The organism is Pseudomonas sp. ADAK21 (assembly GCF_012935735.1).
Taxonomy (GTDB): Bacteria; Pseudomonadota; Gammaproteobacteria; order Pseudomonadales; family Pseudomonadaceae; genus Aquipseudomonas; species Aquipseudomonas proteolytica.
In genome coordinates this window covers 1,736,525-1,751,408 of the sequence record NZ_CP052857.1, presented here as the reverse complement: position 1 = coordinate 1,751,408, position 14,884 = coordinate 1,736,525, and the positions used below count along the sequence as shown (strand labels likewise).

Annotated in this window: 14 protein-coding genes; 9 read left to right on the top strand and 5 right to left on the bottom strand. The window is 60.8% G+C overall.

All coding sequences use genetic code 11. The annotated features are described in order from the left end of the window. Window positions 1-29: 29 nt before the first annotated feature. Window positions 30-1,532: an exopolyphosphatase gene (ppx, locus tag HKK57_RS08055; protein WP_029289582.1), complete on the bottom strand. Its 1,503-nt coding sequence runs from the start codon at window positions 1,530-1,532 to the stop codon at window positions 30-32. 478 nt (window positions 1,533-2,010) lie between these two features. Between ppx and HKK57_RS08050 the strand changes: the two genes are divergently transcribed. The 4 genes from HKK57_RS08050 (at window position 2,011) to HKK57_RS08035 (ending at window position 6,548) form a co-directional block, all read left to right on the top strand. After that, entirely contained in the window at window positions 2,011-2,658 is a 648-nt protein-coding gene (locus HKK57_RS08050) for a DUF1120 domain-containing protein (protein ID WP_070994026.1), read from the top strand. Window positions 2,659-2,730: 72 nt separating this feature from the next. Continuing rightward, window positions 2,731-3,498, top strand: a complete 768-nt coding sequence (locus HKK57_RS08045) for a fimbria/pilus chaperone family protein (RefSeq protein WP_081041693.1) — start codon at window positions 2,731-2,733, stop codon at window positions 3,496-3,498. A 49-nt stretch (window positions 3,499-3,547) separates the two neighbouring features. Next, window positions 3,548-5,977, top strand: a complete 2,430-nt coding sequence (locus tag HKK57_RS08040) for a fimbria/pilus outer membrane usher protein (protein ID WP_154907173.1) — start codon at window positions 3,548-3,550, stop codon at window positions 5,975-5,977. Between the two features lie 4 nt (window positions 5,978-5,981). Continuing rightward, window positions 5,982-6,548, top strand: a complete 567-nt coding sequence (locus HKK57_RS08035; RefSeq protein WP_169390010.1) for a hypothetical protein — start codon at window positions 5,982-5,984, stop codon at window positions 6,546-6,548. Here the strand turns inward: HKK57_RS08035 and HKK57_RS08030 are convergent. From HKK57_RS08030 to HKK57_RS08015, 4 genes are read right to left on the bottom strand one after another with little or no spacing between them, the layout of a single operon-like run. After that, window positions 6,520-7,257, bottom strand: a complete 738-nt coding sequence (locus tag HKK57_RS08030) for an amino acid ABC transporter ATP-binding protein (protein WP_029289575.1) — start codon at window positions 7,255-7,257, stop codon at window positions 6,520-6,522. The two genes, HKK57_RS08035 and HKK57_RS08030, sit on opposite strands and share 29 nt — an antisense overlap. Beyond that, a complete protein-coding gene (locus tag HKK57_RS08025; RefSeq protein WP_029289573.1) occupies window positions 7,244-7,894 on the bottom strand; it encodes an amino acid ABC transporter permease in 651 nt (216 codons plus the stop codon). The genes HKK57_RS08030 and HKK57_RS08025 overlap by 14 nt, the downstream gene beginning before the upstream one ends. Continuing rightward, complete coding sequence (locus HKK57_RS08020; RefSeq protein WP_133715258.1) at window positions 7,887-8,558, bottom strand: amino acid ABC transporter permease; 672 nt, start codon at window positions 8,556-8,558, stop codon at window positions 7,887-7,889. The genes HKK57_RS08025 and HKK57_RS08020 overlap by 8 nt, the downstream gene beginning before the upstream one ends. A gap of 14 nt (window positions 8,559-8,572) precedes the next feature. Then, on the bottom strand, window positions 8,573-9,358 hold the full coding sequence (locus tag HKK57_RS08015) for a transporter substrate-binding domain-containing protein (protein ID WP_070994024.1): 786 nt from the start codon (window positions 9,356-9,358) through the stop codon (window positions 8,573-8,575). A gap of 255 nt (window positions 9,359-9,613) precedes the next feature. Here HKK57_RS08015 and HKK57_RS08010 point away from each other — a divergent pair, with 255 nt between their 5' ends. The 5 genes from HKK57_RS08010 (at window position 9,614) to HKK57_RS07990 (ending at window position 14,851) form a co-directional block, all read left to right on the top strand. Beyond that, the gene (locus tag HKK57_RS08010) at window positions 9,614-10,315 is read left to right on the top strand and encodes a FadR/GntR family transcriptional regulator (RefSeq protein WP_169390009.1); all 702 of its coding nucleotides are present in this window, start codon (window positions 9,614-9,616) and stop codon (window positions 10,313-10,315) included. Window positions 10,316-10,435: 120 nt separating this feature from the next. Continuing rightward, on the top strand, window positions 10,436-10,765 hold the full coding sequence (gene trxA / locus HKK57_RS08005) for a thioredoxin TrxA (protein WP_029289563.1): 330 nt from the start codon (window positions 10,436-10,438) through the stop codon (window positions 10,763-10,765). Between the two features lie 233 nt (window positions 10,766-10,998). After that, the gene (gene rho / locus HKK57_RS08000; RefSeq protein ID WP_003176825.1) at window positions 10,999-12,258 is read left to right on the top strand and encodes a transcription termination factor Rho; all 1,260 of its coding nucleotides are present in this window, start codon (window positions 10,999-11,001) and stop codon (window positions 12,256-12,258) included. Between the two features lie 158 nt (window positions 12,259-12,416). Further along, window positions 12,417-13,883 carry a 4-hydroxy-3-polyprenylbenzoate decarboxylase gene (ubiD, locus tag HKK57_RS07995; RefSeq protein WP_029289556.1) on the top strand — a complete coding sequence of 489 codons (1,467 nt, stop codon included), beginning with the start codon at window positions 12,417-12,419 and terminating at the stop codon, window positions 13,881-13,883. After that, window positions 13,883-14,851, top strand: a complete 969-nt coding sequence (locus HKK57_RS07990) for a CDP-6-deoxy-delta-3,4-glucoseen reductase (protein WP_169390008.1) — start codon at window positions 13,883-13,885, stop codon at window positions 14,849-14,851. Before ubiD ends, HKK57_RS07990 begins: the two co-directional genes overlap by 1 nt. The last annotated feature ends 33 nt before the right edge of the window (window positions 14,852-14,884 follow it).

The following is a 14,884-nucleotide window of genomic DNA, read 5'->3' as shown; positions in this document are numbered from 1 at the left end:
GCCAGCCAGGCATCCGGTGCGTTGCCAGGTCAGTGGACGTTCAGGGTAAAGCCTACCCGTGTCAGCCATTCGGCCTCCTGGGCAAAATCCGCCTGGGTCAAGGGGTGTTCATCCAGCCAATTTTCGGGGAACACCACATCCAGGCTGTCGCCACGGGCGTGCAGGGTGACCTGCGGCATCTGGTGGGTGCCGCGAATGTGATGGAACAGAATCGCAAAGCGCAGCAGGGCACACAGGCGAATCAGCTTGATGCCCTCGGCGCCGAATTCGGCGAACTTGTCCCGGGGAATATTGCGGCGATGACCGCGCACCAGCAACGCCAGCATCTGCTGGTCTTCCCGGGAAAAACCCGCCAGGTCAGAGTGCTCGATCAGGTAGGCGCCGTGCTTGTGGTAATGGTAGTGGGCGATATCCAGCCCCACTTCATGGACCTTGGCCGCCCAGCCCAGCAGTTCCCGCCAGACCCCTTCTTCAAGCTCCCAATCCTCGGCGACCTGGTCAAAGGCATGCAGCGCCTTGCGCTCGACCCGTGCCGCTTGTTCCAGGTCGACGTGGTAACGCTCCATCAGCGAGCCCAGGGTGCGCTCACGCACGTCTTCATGATGATGACGGCCCAGCAGGTCATAGAGCACGCCTTCACGCAGCGCACCATCGCAATGGTCCATACGCTGCAGTTCGAGGGCGTCGAAGATGGCTTCAAGGATCGCCAGGCCGGCCGGGAAGATGGTCCGGCGATCAGGCTTGATGCCCTCGAAGTCGATTTTATCGGCATCACCGAGCTTGAACAGCTTGCGCTTGAGCCACGCCAGGCCTTCGGCATTCACCTCACCAGTGCCATGGCCGCCAGCCTTCAGGGCCAGGCCGATGGCGCGGATGGTGCCGGATGAGCCGATGGCTTCATCCCAGGTCAGGCGATGCAAGGCATGCTCGATGCTCATGATCTCCAGCCGCGCCGCCGTATACGCCTGGGCGTAGCGCGCCGGGGTGATCTTGCCGTCCTTGAAATAACGCTGGGTGTAGCTGACGCAGCCCATTTGCAGGCTCTCACGCAGCAACGGTTCGAAGCGCTGGCCGATGATGAACTCGGTGCTGCCGCCGCCAATGTCCGCTACCAGACGCTTGCCAGGGGTGTCGGCCAGCGTGTGGGAAACGCCGAGGTAGATCAGGCGCGCTTCTTCACGGCCGGAGATGACTTCCACCGGGTGCCCGAGGATCTCCTCGGCGCGGCGGATGAATTCGCCACGGTTGCGCGCTTCGCGCAATGCGTTGGTGCCGACGATACGCACGGCGCCCTGGGGCATGCCATTGATCAGTTGGGCAAAGCGCTTGAGGCAATCGAGCCCGCGTTGCATGGACTCTTCGTTGAGCTTGCGCTCGTCGTCGATGCCGGCAGCCAGTTGTACCTTTTCGCCGAGTCGCTCAAGGATGCGGATCTCACCGTTCTGGGCCTTGGCCACGACCATGTGAAAGCTGTTGGAGCCCAGGTCGATGGCGGCGATCAAGGACAGATTCTTGGCTTGGGATTGCGGCATGGTTAGGGGATCTCGGTCGATAACCTCGCCATCGTGCCACGATCAAACGCTGACGCCAACGCGTAGTGCTTGGTGATTTGTCCTACCCCTGCTCTCGATCAAATTTTGTAGGAAATGTAGGGCAAGTTTCCGTATGGCCGATGACATCACTCTTGGTCCGTGAAGGAAGTTGCACGATTTTTTGCGACTTGGGCGTTTTATGTTATTTCCTACATTATTCACGTAATTATGCGGGACCATAACTTGTTCCGGACTACTTGGGGGGTTAGTAAAAGGGACAGTTGTTTTTTATGAGTCTCACAGGGTTTAAGGTGTTGTCTTATATTTATTGAGTGGGCCCAGGGGCGAAACTGTCATTCGGCAATCAGGCCGTGGTGTTATTTATCTATGCTTTGTGTTTCAAGGATGAACTAATAATGGAGAACAGAATCTCCGCTCGGATAAATAATGCCTGACACTTTTCAACGACAGGTCGATCATGAAAAAAGCAGTAGGTTTGACAGTAGGCATTATTTGTCTGGCAGCCAGTATTGGCGCTCAAGCAACAAACGTTGCGCAACTGGTCGTACGCGGGACGATCACCCCCACAGCCTGCAATCTGAGCCTGGGCGGCGGTGGCATCATCGACTACGGGACCATTCGCTCCGGTGAACTGTCCCAGACCGCCTTCAACCCCCGTGAAGAGAAAACCACGTCGGTGGCCGTCAACTGCGGCACTACCCCGGCCAAGTTCGCCCTGGCCCTGACTGACCTGCAGGCAGGCAGCAAGGTCACCGGGATCCTCGGCACTGGCTATACCGAGGCGCAGAACTTCGGGCTGGGCGCTGTATCGTCCCGGCGTACCGGAGGGTACTCGGTCACGCTCAGGGACCTGAGGTCTTCAGGTGTCGTGTTGAACCCTATCATGCGGGTCAGCACCGGCGCCTGGCAGAACAGCGACGGGAAAGTCGCGCAGGCACCCAGCCAGTATTCGTGGCGTAACGGCTCTACCGTTACCCCCGCGTCAATCTCCCAGCTGACAGGGGTGATTGCGGTGAAGGCGGTCATCAACAGGGCACAGGACTTGGACCTGACCCGTGATGTCACGCTGGATGGCCGCGCTACTTTAGTACTTAGTTACATCTAAGGACTTATAAAAGCAGCCGATATTGAAACGGAAGTTTTCATAACGCTTTCGTAACTTGTCGGCTGCTTTTGCATGGCTGTTTATTTTCTTGCTGTTTGTCTGGGTTGTTGCGGAGAAACCACGGTGAGTTGTTTTTTGAAAGCAAGTGTGACGCTGTTGTGGTGTGCCGGTTTGTTGTTATGCGCAAGTGGCATTACGGTCGCCGATGGCATGCAGCCCGAAACAACGGTCGTGGTGCTATATGAAGAAGACGGTGAAGCGACGATCAATATCAAGAACACCGACCCGGGGCCCGCGTTACTTCACTCGGTGATTGAAAACATTCCTGAAGATCAAGAGCCACTGTTGATAGTCACGCCGCCGATTACCCGGGTCGAGGCAGGTGAAACCCAGCTCGTGCGTTTTATCAGCACGGCTGGGGCGCCGCTCAAGACCCAGCGGTTGAAACGTGTGTCCTTTGAAGGGATTCCCCAGGCGCGTAGCCCCGGTGGTACGACCATTGGCATTACCTTGCGGCAGAACCTGCCACTGATCCTGCACCCCAGGGGGTTGGCCAGGCACCAGGCACCCTGGGAGTTGTTGAAGTGGAAACGCCAGGGCGGCGGCTTGGTTGTGCATAACGACAGCGCATATGTGGTGCGCCTGGCGCTGGAGTTGCAACTGTTGCCCGGCAAGCAACTGGCGACCCTGCCGCGCAGCTATGTCCTGCCGGGTGAAGTATTGGTGGTCGATACCCACGGGCCGCAGTCCGATGTCACCTCGGTGGTTCTGCAGCCTGCGACGGTGTACGGGTTCAGTGTCGACAGCTATCAAGCAGATGTCACCGACCATGGGGTTTGAGCGGGCGGTGGGCAAAGGGGCCGGCGGTGCGTGTTGCTCGGGGCTGTTCATGGGCCTGGCAACCCTATTCGGGGTCCAGGGGGACGCGCAGGCCATCCAGTTGGGCGACGGGTTTGATCTGGCCGCCCTGACCACGCACGGCATTGATCCAAAAGTCTCGGAGTACTTTCGCAGCGCCGCGCGCTTTCGCGAGGGCGTACAGGTGGTCGGGCTGCGGGTCAATGGCACGGCGTTGGGTCTGGTCGATGCGCGTTTCGACTATCAAGGGCAGCTGTGTTTTACCCGCGGGCTGCTGGACAAGGCGGGTTTGCGGGTGCCGTCGGCGGTCCTGCAGGCTGGCGTGACGGCTGAGCAGGCGTGTCACGACTTCCTTGGCGAGTTCCCGGCGACGCTCGTCAGGTTGCGCCCCGGCAGTGACGAAGTGTCCCTGGTGGTGCCCACGCAATCGTTGCGCGAGCCAGAGTGGGAGGTGGGCAGCTTCAGCCAGGGCGGGACGGCCGCCATGCTCAACTACGATGTGCTGGGCTTCGACAGCCATGCGCGCGATGGCTCCAGTCGTTTTGTCTCGGCCTACACCGAGGCGGGATTCAACCTGGGCAACTGGGTGGTGCGCAGTCGACAGTTCTATATTTCCGATAACGGCAGGGGCCGTAGTGAACACGTATATGCCTATGCCCAGCGCGATTTCGCGGCCTTGCAGTCGACCTTCCAGGTGGGCCAGATTTCCAGCCGCAGCCCGGTGTTTGGCGGCCTCCAACTCTCGGGCCTGCAGCTCTTCCCGGATGGTGTTGCGCGCCTGGGGAGTTCCAACGGCGTCGTGGTTGAAGGCTTGGCCCACAGCCAGGCGAGGGTCGAGGTGCGCCAGTCCGGCGTGCTGATTTATTCGACCCTGGTGCCCGAAGGGCCCTTCAGCCTGACAGGCCTGCCCCTGCTCAATGGCACCAGTGACCTGGACGTGAGTGTCATCGGTACGCGGGGTGGCAAGCGCAACTTCGTGGTGCCCGCCGCGTCTTTTGGTGCTCAAGTGCCGGTGGCGCCGGGCTTCGACTTTGCCCTGGGCAAAGTGCGGGAAACCCTCGCCAACGGCCGGGAGTCGCCGGTGGTGGCGATGGGCAGTGGCACTTGGGGCCTGGGCGCAGGCACCTCCCTGGGGCTCGGTGTGCTGGGGACCGATGACTATCACGCGGCTGGCGGTACATTTAGCCGTGTCTTTTTCCAGCGGGTCACGGTTGCGGCACGGCACAACCGCTCGCGAGACAAAGTCTACGCAGTGGGCGGGACGCGCAGCGCCGTGTCGTTGGGCAGCCCTTTGGGCGCGGGGGTTGAAGTCAACCTGAGCGTCACCACCCAGAGCCAGGGTTATCGTGATGTGCTGGAGGCCGGCATGGCATCGACTCGGGATGCCCTGGGCGCAAGGTTCCAACACCAGTACACCGCTGGCATAAGTTGGGCCGAGCCGGTTTTGGGCGCGTTCTCCCTCAGCTATTCGCGCAACCGGCAGTTTGATGGGCAAGGCGCCGAGCATGTATTTGCGTCGTGGAACAAGCGCTTCAATGAGGTTGATGTCGCCCTGGTCGCCGATTCTCAGACAGGCCCCTCCCGTCGGCGCAAGCGCCGTTATGCGGCCAATGAGCAACTCCCCTCGCAAGGCGTGTCACTGCGCCTGCAAGTCAGCGTGCCCTTCGGCGAGAGTCGTCGCCTCACCTCTTTTGCGAGTCGGCGCAACGGTCGCTCCGATGTCGGCACCGCGCTGTCGGAACGGGTCAACGAGTATGTGGACTATGAGGTCGGCGCCGAACGCGACCTGAGTGAGCGCCAGCAATCGGTGTACGGGCGGGTCGACGTCATGCCGCGCTACACCCGCATCGGCGCCGGAATGAGTCGGGAAGCATCAGGCACCAGCTACACCGGGCAACTGCAGGGCGCCGTGGTCGCCCATGGGCAGGGGGTGTCCTTTTCGCCCTATGCGGTACAGGACACGTTCGGCCTGCTGTCGGTGGGGAATATCGCTGGCGCCAAGGTCTCCACGCCCCAGGGCCCGGTCTGGACCGACTATCGCGGTCATGCGGTCATCCCAGGGTTGCCGGCCTACAGCAACACCCACCTGGAGGTACAGACCCAATCCCTGCCCAAGCATGTCGACCTCAAGAACGGCACCCACACCCTCGCTGCCGCACGCGGGTCGTTCAATACCGTGGAGTTCAAGGTGGTCAGTGCACGCCGCGTGCTGTTGACCGCTCATGACCAGCGTGGGCGTGCGTTACCCCAGGGGGCTGCGGTGTTTGGACCGGACAAGGCTTTCCTGACCAGCGTGGTGGGCGAAGGGCTGATCTTCCTGAATGACAGCGAGCCCCAGCAAATCCTGAGTGTCGAGTTGCCTGACTCTACGACGCCCTGCCTGTTGCAACTGAACCTTGAGTCAGAGCCTTCCAATGACAAATTGTATGAAACCGCCTCGGCTACCTGCCGTGGATTGTAAGTCGATGGGCAGCCTCTCTCGGTGCTTGTTGTTTGTGATGGCGTTACTGGCCAGTGAGGCCAGCGTCGCGACGTGTCAGGTAGCGCTGAGCCAGCCTCGGGTGGACTACGGCGTCTTGCGCCATGGGCAAGGGCTGGATGGGCGCGCAGGCGCGCAGTCGCTGGGCCGGCGGACGGTGTTGCTGAACGTGGTCTGTGTCGATCCTGCTCCCATGGCACTGCGGTTCAGCGGCTCGCCTGCGGGAGGGCTGGGCTTTCGGTTTGGCGGCGACGGCGCCTTTGCCCTGGGTATCAGGCACGCCCATGTTGATGGGCGATCCGTGGATCTGATCGCCGAGGGTGCGCCGTCCGTGGCTGTCAGCGAACACCTTATGCCCGGGCAGGTCCTGATCGCCCGCGCGGCGGGTGTCCCGGTGGCAGGCCGACGGCTATCGGCCCACCTTGAGATCGACCCTTACTTGCCGGTGGAGGCTTTCTCTGTACGCCGCGAAACCACCCTCGAAGGGCGGGTGCAGGTTGAGTGGATGCCACTGGGGGTGAGTATCAGCCCGGCTGTTCCACCGAGCCAATGAAGTTGGCCAGTTCGGCGGTGCGCGGTTGGGCGAACAGGGTTTTCGGGTCGCCCACCTCGTGCACTTTGCCCTGGTGCATAAACACCAGTTTGTCGCCCACTTCCCGGGCAAAGCGCATCTCATGGGTCACCATGATCAGCGTCATGCCGTCCTTGGCCAGTTGGCGCACTACGCTGAGCACTTCATTGACCAACTCCGGGTCCAGAGCCGAGGTGATTTCATCGCACAGCAATACCTTGGGCGACATTGCCAGGGCGCGGGCAATGGCCACCCGCTGCTGTTGGCCGCCAGACAGGCGATCGGGAAATGCATCGAACTTTTCCCCCAGCCCGACACGGTCGAGCATCTGCCGCGCCAGTTGCGTGGCCTTGGCCTTGGGTACTTTTTGCACGACCTGGGGCGCGAGCATGACGTTTTCACCCACGGTCAAATGGGGGAACAGATTGAACTGCTGGAACACCATGCCGACTTTCTGCCGCAGGCTGCGCAGGTCGGCTCGGGCCGCGTCGAGGTATTCGCCATCGACTTCAATCACCCCGTCGTTGATTGACTCCAGGCCATTGAGGGTGCGCAGCAAGGTGGACTTTCCCGAGCCACTGCGGCCAATGATCGCCACCACCTGGCCTTCCTCGACCGTCAGATCGATGCCCTTGAGCACATGGTGATCGCCGTAATACTTATGCAGCGCGGATATTCTAAGCAGAGGCATGCAGTCTCCTTTCCAGGTAGCGGGCACTGAGGGACAAGGGGTAGCAGAGCAGGAAGTAACCGAGTGCAACCAGGCCGTAGACCATGAAGGGCTCGAAGGTGGCATTGGCGAGCATGCCGCCGGTCTTGGTCAGTTCGGTGAAGCCGATGATCGACGTCACCGCCGTGCCCTTGACCACCTGCACCGAGAAACCCACCGTTGGCGCCACGGCAATACGCAGGGCCTGGGGCAGGATCACATAGCGCAGTTGCTCATAAGGGTTGAGCGCCAGGCTGGCGGAGGCTTCCCATTGGCCATGGGCAATGGAGTCGACACAACCGCGCCAGATCTCGGCCAGGTAGGCGCTGGTAAACAGGGTCAAGGCAATCGCGGCGGCCAGCCACGGCGAGATATCGATCCCCAGCAAGGCGATGCCGAAGAACACCAGGAACAGCTGCATCAGCAGCGGCGTGCCCTGGAACAGTTCTATATAGGTGCGGGCAATATTGCGCGGCAACGCTTTTTTGCTGATGCGCAGGGTCATTACCAGCAGACCGATCAGCCCACCGCCGATAAACGCCACCAGCGACAACAGCAATGTCCACTGCAGGCCGGTCAGCAGGTTGCGCACGATGTCCCAGAACGAAAAATCACTCATGGCTGTTCCTCATCACATAGCGACGGCCGATCCAATTGAGCAACTGGCGGATCATCAGCGCCATGCACAGGTACACCAGCGTGGTCAGCGCGTAGGTTTCAAAGGCGCGGAAGTTGCGCGACTGGATAAAGTTGGCGGCAAAGCTCAGTTCTTCAGTGGCGATCTGCGAGCACACCGCCGAACCGAGCATCACGATGATGATCTGGCTGCTCAGGGCCGGCCAGACCTTGCCCAGCGCTGGCAGCAGCACCACGTGGCGGAACGCTTCAAAACGTGTCATCGCCAGCGCTGCCGCCGCTTCTAGTTGCCCGCGGGGAATCGCCTGGATGCCGGCCCGGATGATCTCCGTGGAATAGGCGCCCAGGTTGATCACCATCGCCAACACCGCCGCCTGCCATTCGGAAATCTGCAGGCCCAGGGACGGCAGGCCGAAGAAGATAAAAAACAACTGCACCAGGAATGGTGTGTTGCGAATCAACTCGACATACACCCCGAAGAGCCAGCAGAACGGCTGGATTTTCCATGCGCGCACCACGGCGCCGACAATCCCCAGCGCCACCCCCAGGATGGCGCCGATGGCGGTCAGTTCCAGAGTGAACAACGCGCCGCGCAACAGGAGGTCGGTATTGGCCAGCACCGGCGCAAAGTCGAATTGATAGGCCATCAATCAGCTCCGCTTCAGAGATCTGCAGGCAATGGTTCTTTCAGCCACTGCATCGCGTTTTTTTCCAGGCTGCCATCAGCCTTGGCGCTGACCAGGATCTGGTTGACCTTCTCCAGCAGTGCCGGCTCGTTTTTGTTCACCCCGACATACACCGGCGAATCCTTGAGCTTGACCTTCAGCGCCGGCACACGCTTGGGGTTGCGCTCGCTGATCGCCACCATCACCACGTTGCCACTGGCGATCAGGTCCACCTGGCCGGCGAGGTAGGCGGCGATGGTCGAGTTGTTGTCTTCGAAGCGCTTAATCGTGGCTTCCTTGGGGGCGACGGCGCTCAACTCGATATCTTCAATGGCGCCGCGGGTCACGCTGATGGTCTTGCCCTTGAGGTCATCGAGGCTTGCAATGGCCGCGTCAGGAGGGCCGAACACTGCGAGATAGAACGGCGCGTAGGCCTTGGAAAAGTCGATGACCTTTTCGCGATCCGGGTTCTTGCCCAGGCTGGAAATCACCAGGTCCACTTTGCCGGTGGTGAGGAACGGGATGCGGTTGGTGCTGTTGACCGGGGTCAGCTCCAGTTTGACCTTGAGTTGCTCGGCCAGCAGTTTGGCGGTGTCGATGTCCAGGCCGCGTGGTTTCATGTCCGGGCCCACCGAACCGAATGGTGGGAAGTCCTGGGGTACGGCAACCTTGAGGGTGCCACGGGCGACGATATCGTCCAGGCCATTGGCCTGGGCAGGTGCCTGGCTGAGCATCAGGCTGGCAAACAAGGCAGTGAGCAGGACGCTGCAACGCTTGGTCATGGCAACTCTCCGAAAAGGGCGAAGGGATTTTCTGAGTGTTGCCAGTGCACAGCCCGTGCCATGGTGCTGTGAAACGCCTGCAAGGCAGGTTTTATGAGGCGTTCGGCGGTCTGACTGGTCTGAACAGTCAGGTCTGGTTTCGCACCCTTTTCGAGCGTCGGCAAAACCGCGCGAGCCCCTTTGGGGCGTGGCTTGCCGGCTGCCGAGAATAGCTTTACAACTAGGCCCACTGTTGACTGAAACCTCGGGTTTTCCATGAATTCCATCGCCCAAGCCGTACCGGAAGCGGCCTTGCAAGCTATCCGCAAACTGATCAAGGAGCAGGGCTTCGGCCCCGGCGATGCCTTGCCTTCGCAGCGGGACCTAGCGATGCAATTGGGGGTCAGTCGTGCTTCCTTGCGCGAGGCCTTGTCGTCGCTCAGCGCACTGGGGCTGGTCAGCGTGCAACCGGGCAAGGGCGTATTTGTGCAGGCGCCGCCGGCGGCCGAGATAAACGGCGTGGCCTGGCCGTTTACGGCCCAGGCCAGCCCGCTGGATATCTTCCAGCTGCGCTATGCCCTGGAGGGGTTTGCGGCGGGGCTGGCGGCCATGACGCTGACCACTGGGGAACTGGATTGGCTCGAAGACAATGTCCAGGCCATGCGCCAGGAGCTCAAGGCCGGTGATTTCGAGGCCGCCGCGCGGCTGGACTTCGCTTTTCACCAGCGCATCCTGTTGGCCAGTGGCAATCAGGCGATGGTGAGCATCCTCAGCGCCAGTGCCGAGGTGTTTCTGGAAAGCCAGAAACTACCGTTCATCCGACCGGAGCGGGCGATGGAAACCTGGCAGGAGCACCGCAAGATCCTCCGTGCGCTGGCCCGGCGCAGCAGCGCGGCGGCGCAAAAAGCCATGCAGGAGCACGTGCGTAACGCTGCCTTGCGCACGGGCATCGCCTTTGTCACACCGGTAACATCCTGAATCGGTAATACCCAAAATGATGGCATTCGATAGCAAGAGTCAATCAGCGGCGGCTTCCTGAACGAAGGAAGGGCAGCTATGATGGGCAACGTTTTTTTTGCTTACAACCCGGAGACATCCATGAGCAACGATCTTATCAAGCACGTCACCGACGCGACCTTTGAGGCCGAAGTACTGCAGGCCCAGGGCCCGGTGCTGGTTGACTACTGGGCTGAGTGGTGCGGTCCTTGCAAAATGATCGCTCCGGTCCTGGACGACATCGCAACCACCTACGAAGGCAAACTGACCATTGCCAAGCTGAACATCGACGAGAACCAGGAAACCCCGGCCAAGCACGGCGTACGTGGTATCCCGACCCTGATGCTGTTCAAGAACGGCAACGTCGAAGCCACCAAGGTTGGCGCACTGTCGAAGTCGCAACTGGCCGCATTCCTCGACGCCAACATCTAAGCGTCGTAAAAAAAGCCCCGCAAATTGCGGGGCTTTTTCGTAAAGCAGGGCTAGACGCTCTGAAATTCAGGTGGTACATTCGGCCCCGCACTGGTTTCTCCACTGCCCCCTGCAAGCCGTCGCCGACGCATTCCTTTCGATTAGTACGCGATCCTGTCGCCTTCTCTGCGGCGCGGCCTCATTAAGCCAAAAGCTTAATTCCCCCCCTCTATAAATGATTACGTCATTCCTATATGAATCTGACTGAACTCAAGCAAAAGCCGATTACCGACCTGCTCCAACTGGCCGAAGAAATGGGCATAGAAAATATGGCCCGTTCGCGCAAGCAGGACGTGATTTTCTCCCTGCTGAAAAAGCACGCGAAAAGCGGCGAGGAAATCTCCGGTGATGGCGTGCTGGAGATTCTCCAGGACGGCTTCGGCTTTCTCCGCTCTGCAGACGCCTCCTATCTCGCCGGCCCAGACGATATCTACGTCTCGCCGAGCCAGATCCGTCGCTTCAACTTGCGCACCGGTGACACCATCGTTGGCAAGATCCGCCCTCCAAAGGAAGGCGAGCGTTATTTCGCCCTGCTCAAGGTCGACACGATCAACTTCGATCGCCCGGAGAACGCGAAGAACAAGATTCTCTTCGAGAACCTGACGCCGCTGTTCCCAACCGTGCGCATGAAGATGGAAGCCGGCAACGGTTCCACCGAAGACTTGACCGGTCGTGTGATCGACCTGTGCGCCCCGATCGGCAAAGGCCAGCGTGGCCTGATCGTCGCGCCGCCGAAAGCCGGTAAGACCATCATGCTGCAGAACATTGCAGCGAACATCGCGCGTAACAATCCTGAAGTTCACCTGATCGTGCTGCTGATCGATGAGCGTCCGGAAGAAGTGACCGAAATGCAGCGCACCGTGCGCGGCGAAGTGGTTGCCTCGACGTTCGATGAGCCGCCAACCCGCCACGTGCAGGTTGCCGAAATGGTGATCGAGAAGGCCAAGCGCCTGGTCGAACACAAGAAGGACGTGGTGATCCTGCTCGACTCCATCACCCGTCTGGCCCGTGCCTACAACACCGTGATCCCGAGCTCCGGCAAAGTGCTCACCGGTGGTGTCGATGCCCACGCCCTGGAGAAGCCAAAACGTTTCTTCGGCGCCGCGCGTAACATCGAAGAAGGCGGCTCGCTGACCATTATCGCCACCGCGCTGGTTGAAACCGGCTCGAAGATGGACGAAGTGATCTACGAAGAGTTCAAGGGTACCGGCAACATGGAGCTGCCTCTGGACCGTCGCATCGCTGAAAAGCGTGTGTTCCCGGCCATCAACATCAACCGCTCCGGCACCCGCCGCGAAGAGTTGCTGACGGCCGACGACGAACTGCAGCGCATGTGGATCCTGCGTAAGCTGCTGCACCCGATGGACGAAGTCGCTGCCATCGAGTTCCTGATCGACAAGCTGAAAACCACCAAGACCAACGACGAGTTCTTCCTGTCGATGAAACGCAAGTAATACTGCGTTTCAGGTCCGAAAGAATGGCGCCCCCAGGGGCGCCATTTTTTTGCCTGGGGTTTTTAACGACACCCGGCCGGCAATTGCGCCGCCGATAGGGCTGCCAGCCGCCCTCAGAGCAGGTAGGATGTACGCCTATTTTACGGGTGGCATGGTTAATGAAATTCAAGGATCTTCGGGATTTCGTGCAGCAACTTGAGCAGCGCGGAGAGTTGAAACGTATTCAGGTGCCGGTGTCCCCAGTCCTGGAAATGACTGAGATTTGCGACCGCACCTTGCGCAACAAGGGCCCGGCGCTGCTGTTCGAGAACCCCACAGGCTTTGATATCCCGGTGCTCGGCAACCTGTTCGGCACGCCCGACCGGGTGGCATTCGGCATGGGCGCCGAGTCGGTCAGCGAACTGCGCGAAATCGGCAAGCTGCTGGCGTTCCTCAAGGAGCCCGAGCCGCCCAAGGGCCTGAAGGACGCGTGGTCGAAGCTGCCGATCTTTCGCAAGATCATTGCCATGGCGCCCAAGGTGGTCAAGGACGCGGTATGCCAGGAAGTGGTCATCGAAGGCGATGATGTCGACCTGGCGATGCTCCCGGTGCAGACCTGCTGGCCCGGCGACGTCGGCCCGCTGATCACCTGGGGCCTGACCGTCACCAAGGGCCCGAACAAGGACCGCCAGAACCTGGGCATCTACCGCCAGCAAGTGATCGGCCGCAACAAGGTGATCATGCGTTGGTTGAGCCACCGTGGTGGGGCGCTGGATTTCCGTGAGTGGTGCGAGAAGCACCCGGGCCAGCCGTTCCCGGTTTCCGTGGCCCTGGGGGCCGACCCGGCGACGATCCTCGGCGCCGTGACGCCGGTGCCCGACAGCCTGTCCGAATACGCCTTTGCCGGCCTGCTGCGCGGCAACCGCACCGAGTTGGTGAAGTGCCGTGGCAACGACCTGCAAGTACCGGCCACCGCCGAAATCATCCTTGAAGGCGTGATTCATCCGGGCGAGATGGCCGATGAAGGCCCATATGGCGACCACACCGGCTACTACAATGAAGTCGACAGCTTCCCGGTGTTCACCGTCGAGCGCATCACCCACCGGGTCAAACCGATCTACCACAGCACCTACACGGGCCGGCCGCCTGATGAACCGGCGATCCTCGGTGTGGCGCTGAACGAAGTGTTCGTGCCGATCCTGCAGAAGCAGTTCCCGGAAATCACCGACTTCTACCTGCCGCCGGAAGGCTGCTCGTACCGCATGGCCATCGTGACCATGAAGAAGTCGTACCCGGGCCATGCCAAGCGCGTCATGCTCGGTGTGTGGTCGTTTTTGCGACAGTTTATGTATACCAAGTTCGTTATTGTCACCGACGACGACATCAACGCCCGGGACTGGAACGACGTGATCTGGGCCATCACCACGCGCATGGACCCCAAGCGCGACACGGTGATGATCGATAACACGCCGATCGACTACCTGGACTTTGCCTCGCCGGTGTCGGGCCTGGGCTCGAAGATGGGCCTGGATGCCACTCACAAGTGGCCGGGTGAAACCACCCGCGAGTGGGGCCGGGTGATCGTCAAGGATGAAGCGGTGACGGCGCGTGTCGATGCGATGTGGAAAGAATTGGGAATAGATTGATGCGTGTAACCCTGCAACCTTCCGGTGCGGTCCTCGACTTGCAGCCCGGCGAGCGGATTCTTGAAGGCGCGCGGCGCCTGGGCTATGAATGCCCGCAGGCGTGCCGTAATGGGGTGTGCCACGTCTGTGCGGCCCTGTTGGTCGAGGGCCGGGTGCAACAAGCCGGTGAGGTGCGCGATCATGGCGAGTTCTATACCTGCATCGCCGAGCCCTTGGAGGATTGCATCGTGCTATGGGATGGCGTGCTGGCGCCGGGAGAGTTGCCGGTGCGCAAACTTGCCTGCCAGTTGAGCGAATGCGTGGACCTGGGGGGCGACGTGTGGCGCGTGCGCCTGCGGGCACCGGCCGGCAAGGCGGTGCGCTATCACGCGGGCCAGTACCTGATGATCGAGCGCGAAAACGGCGAGAAGTCGGCGTTTTCCCTGGCTTCGGCGCCCCATGCCGGGCGCGATTTGGAACTGCATGTGCTGGTGCGTGAAGACAGCGCCCGCAGCCTGATCGAGCAGTTGCAGCGTAACCAGATGGCGCGGGTCGAACTGCCATTTGGCGATACCCACCTGGCCGAACTGCCCGACGGGCCGCTGGTGCTGATCGCGGCCGGCACCGGCATGGCCCAGATGCATAGCCTGATCGAGCACTGCCGGGCCAGCGGTTTCAAGCACCCTGTGCACCTGTATTGGGGCGTGCGCCAACCGGATGATTTCTATCAGGTGGAGCATTGGGAGCAGTGGCAGCAATTGCCCAATCTGTTCCTGCACAAAGTGGTCAGTGACCTGTGCGGTTGGGAAGGGCGCTGTGGCTTGTTGCATGAGGCGGTGTGTGAAGACATCAGCGACCTCAAGGCCGTGCATGTCTATGCCAGTGGTTCGCCGGCGATGATTTACGGCACGCTGGATGCGCTGGTCAACGCCGGCATGGATGCACACCAGATGCGCGCCGACGTGTTTGCCTACGCACCACGCTCCTGACTTCAAACGGTGTGTGGGCTTGCCTGCGAAAGC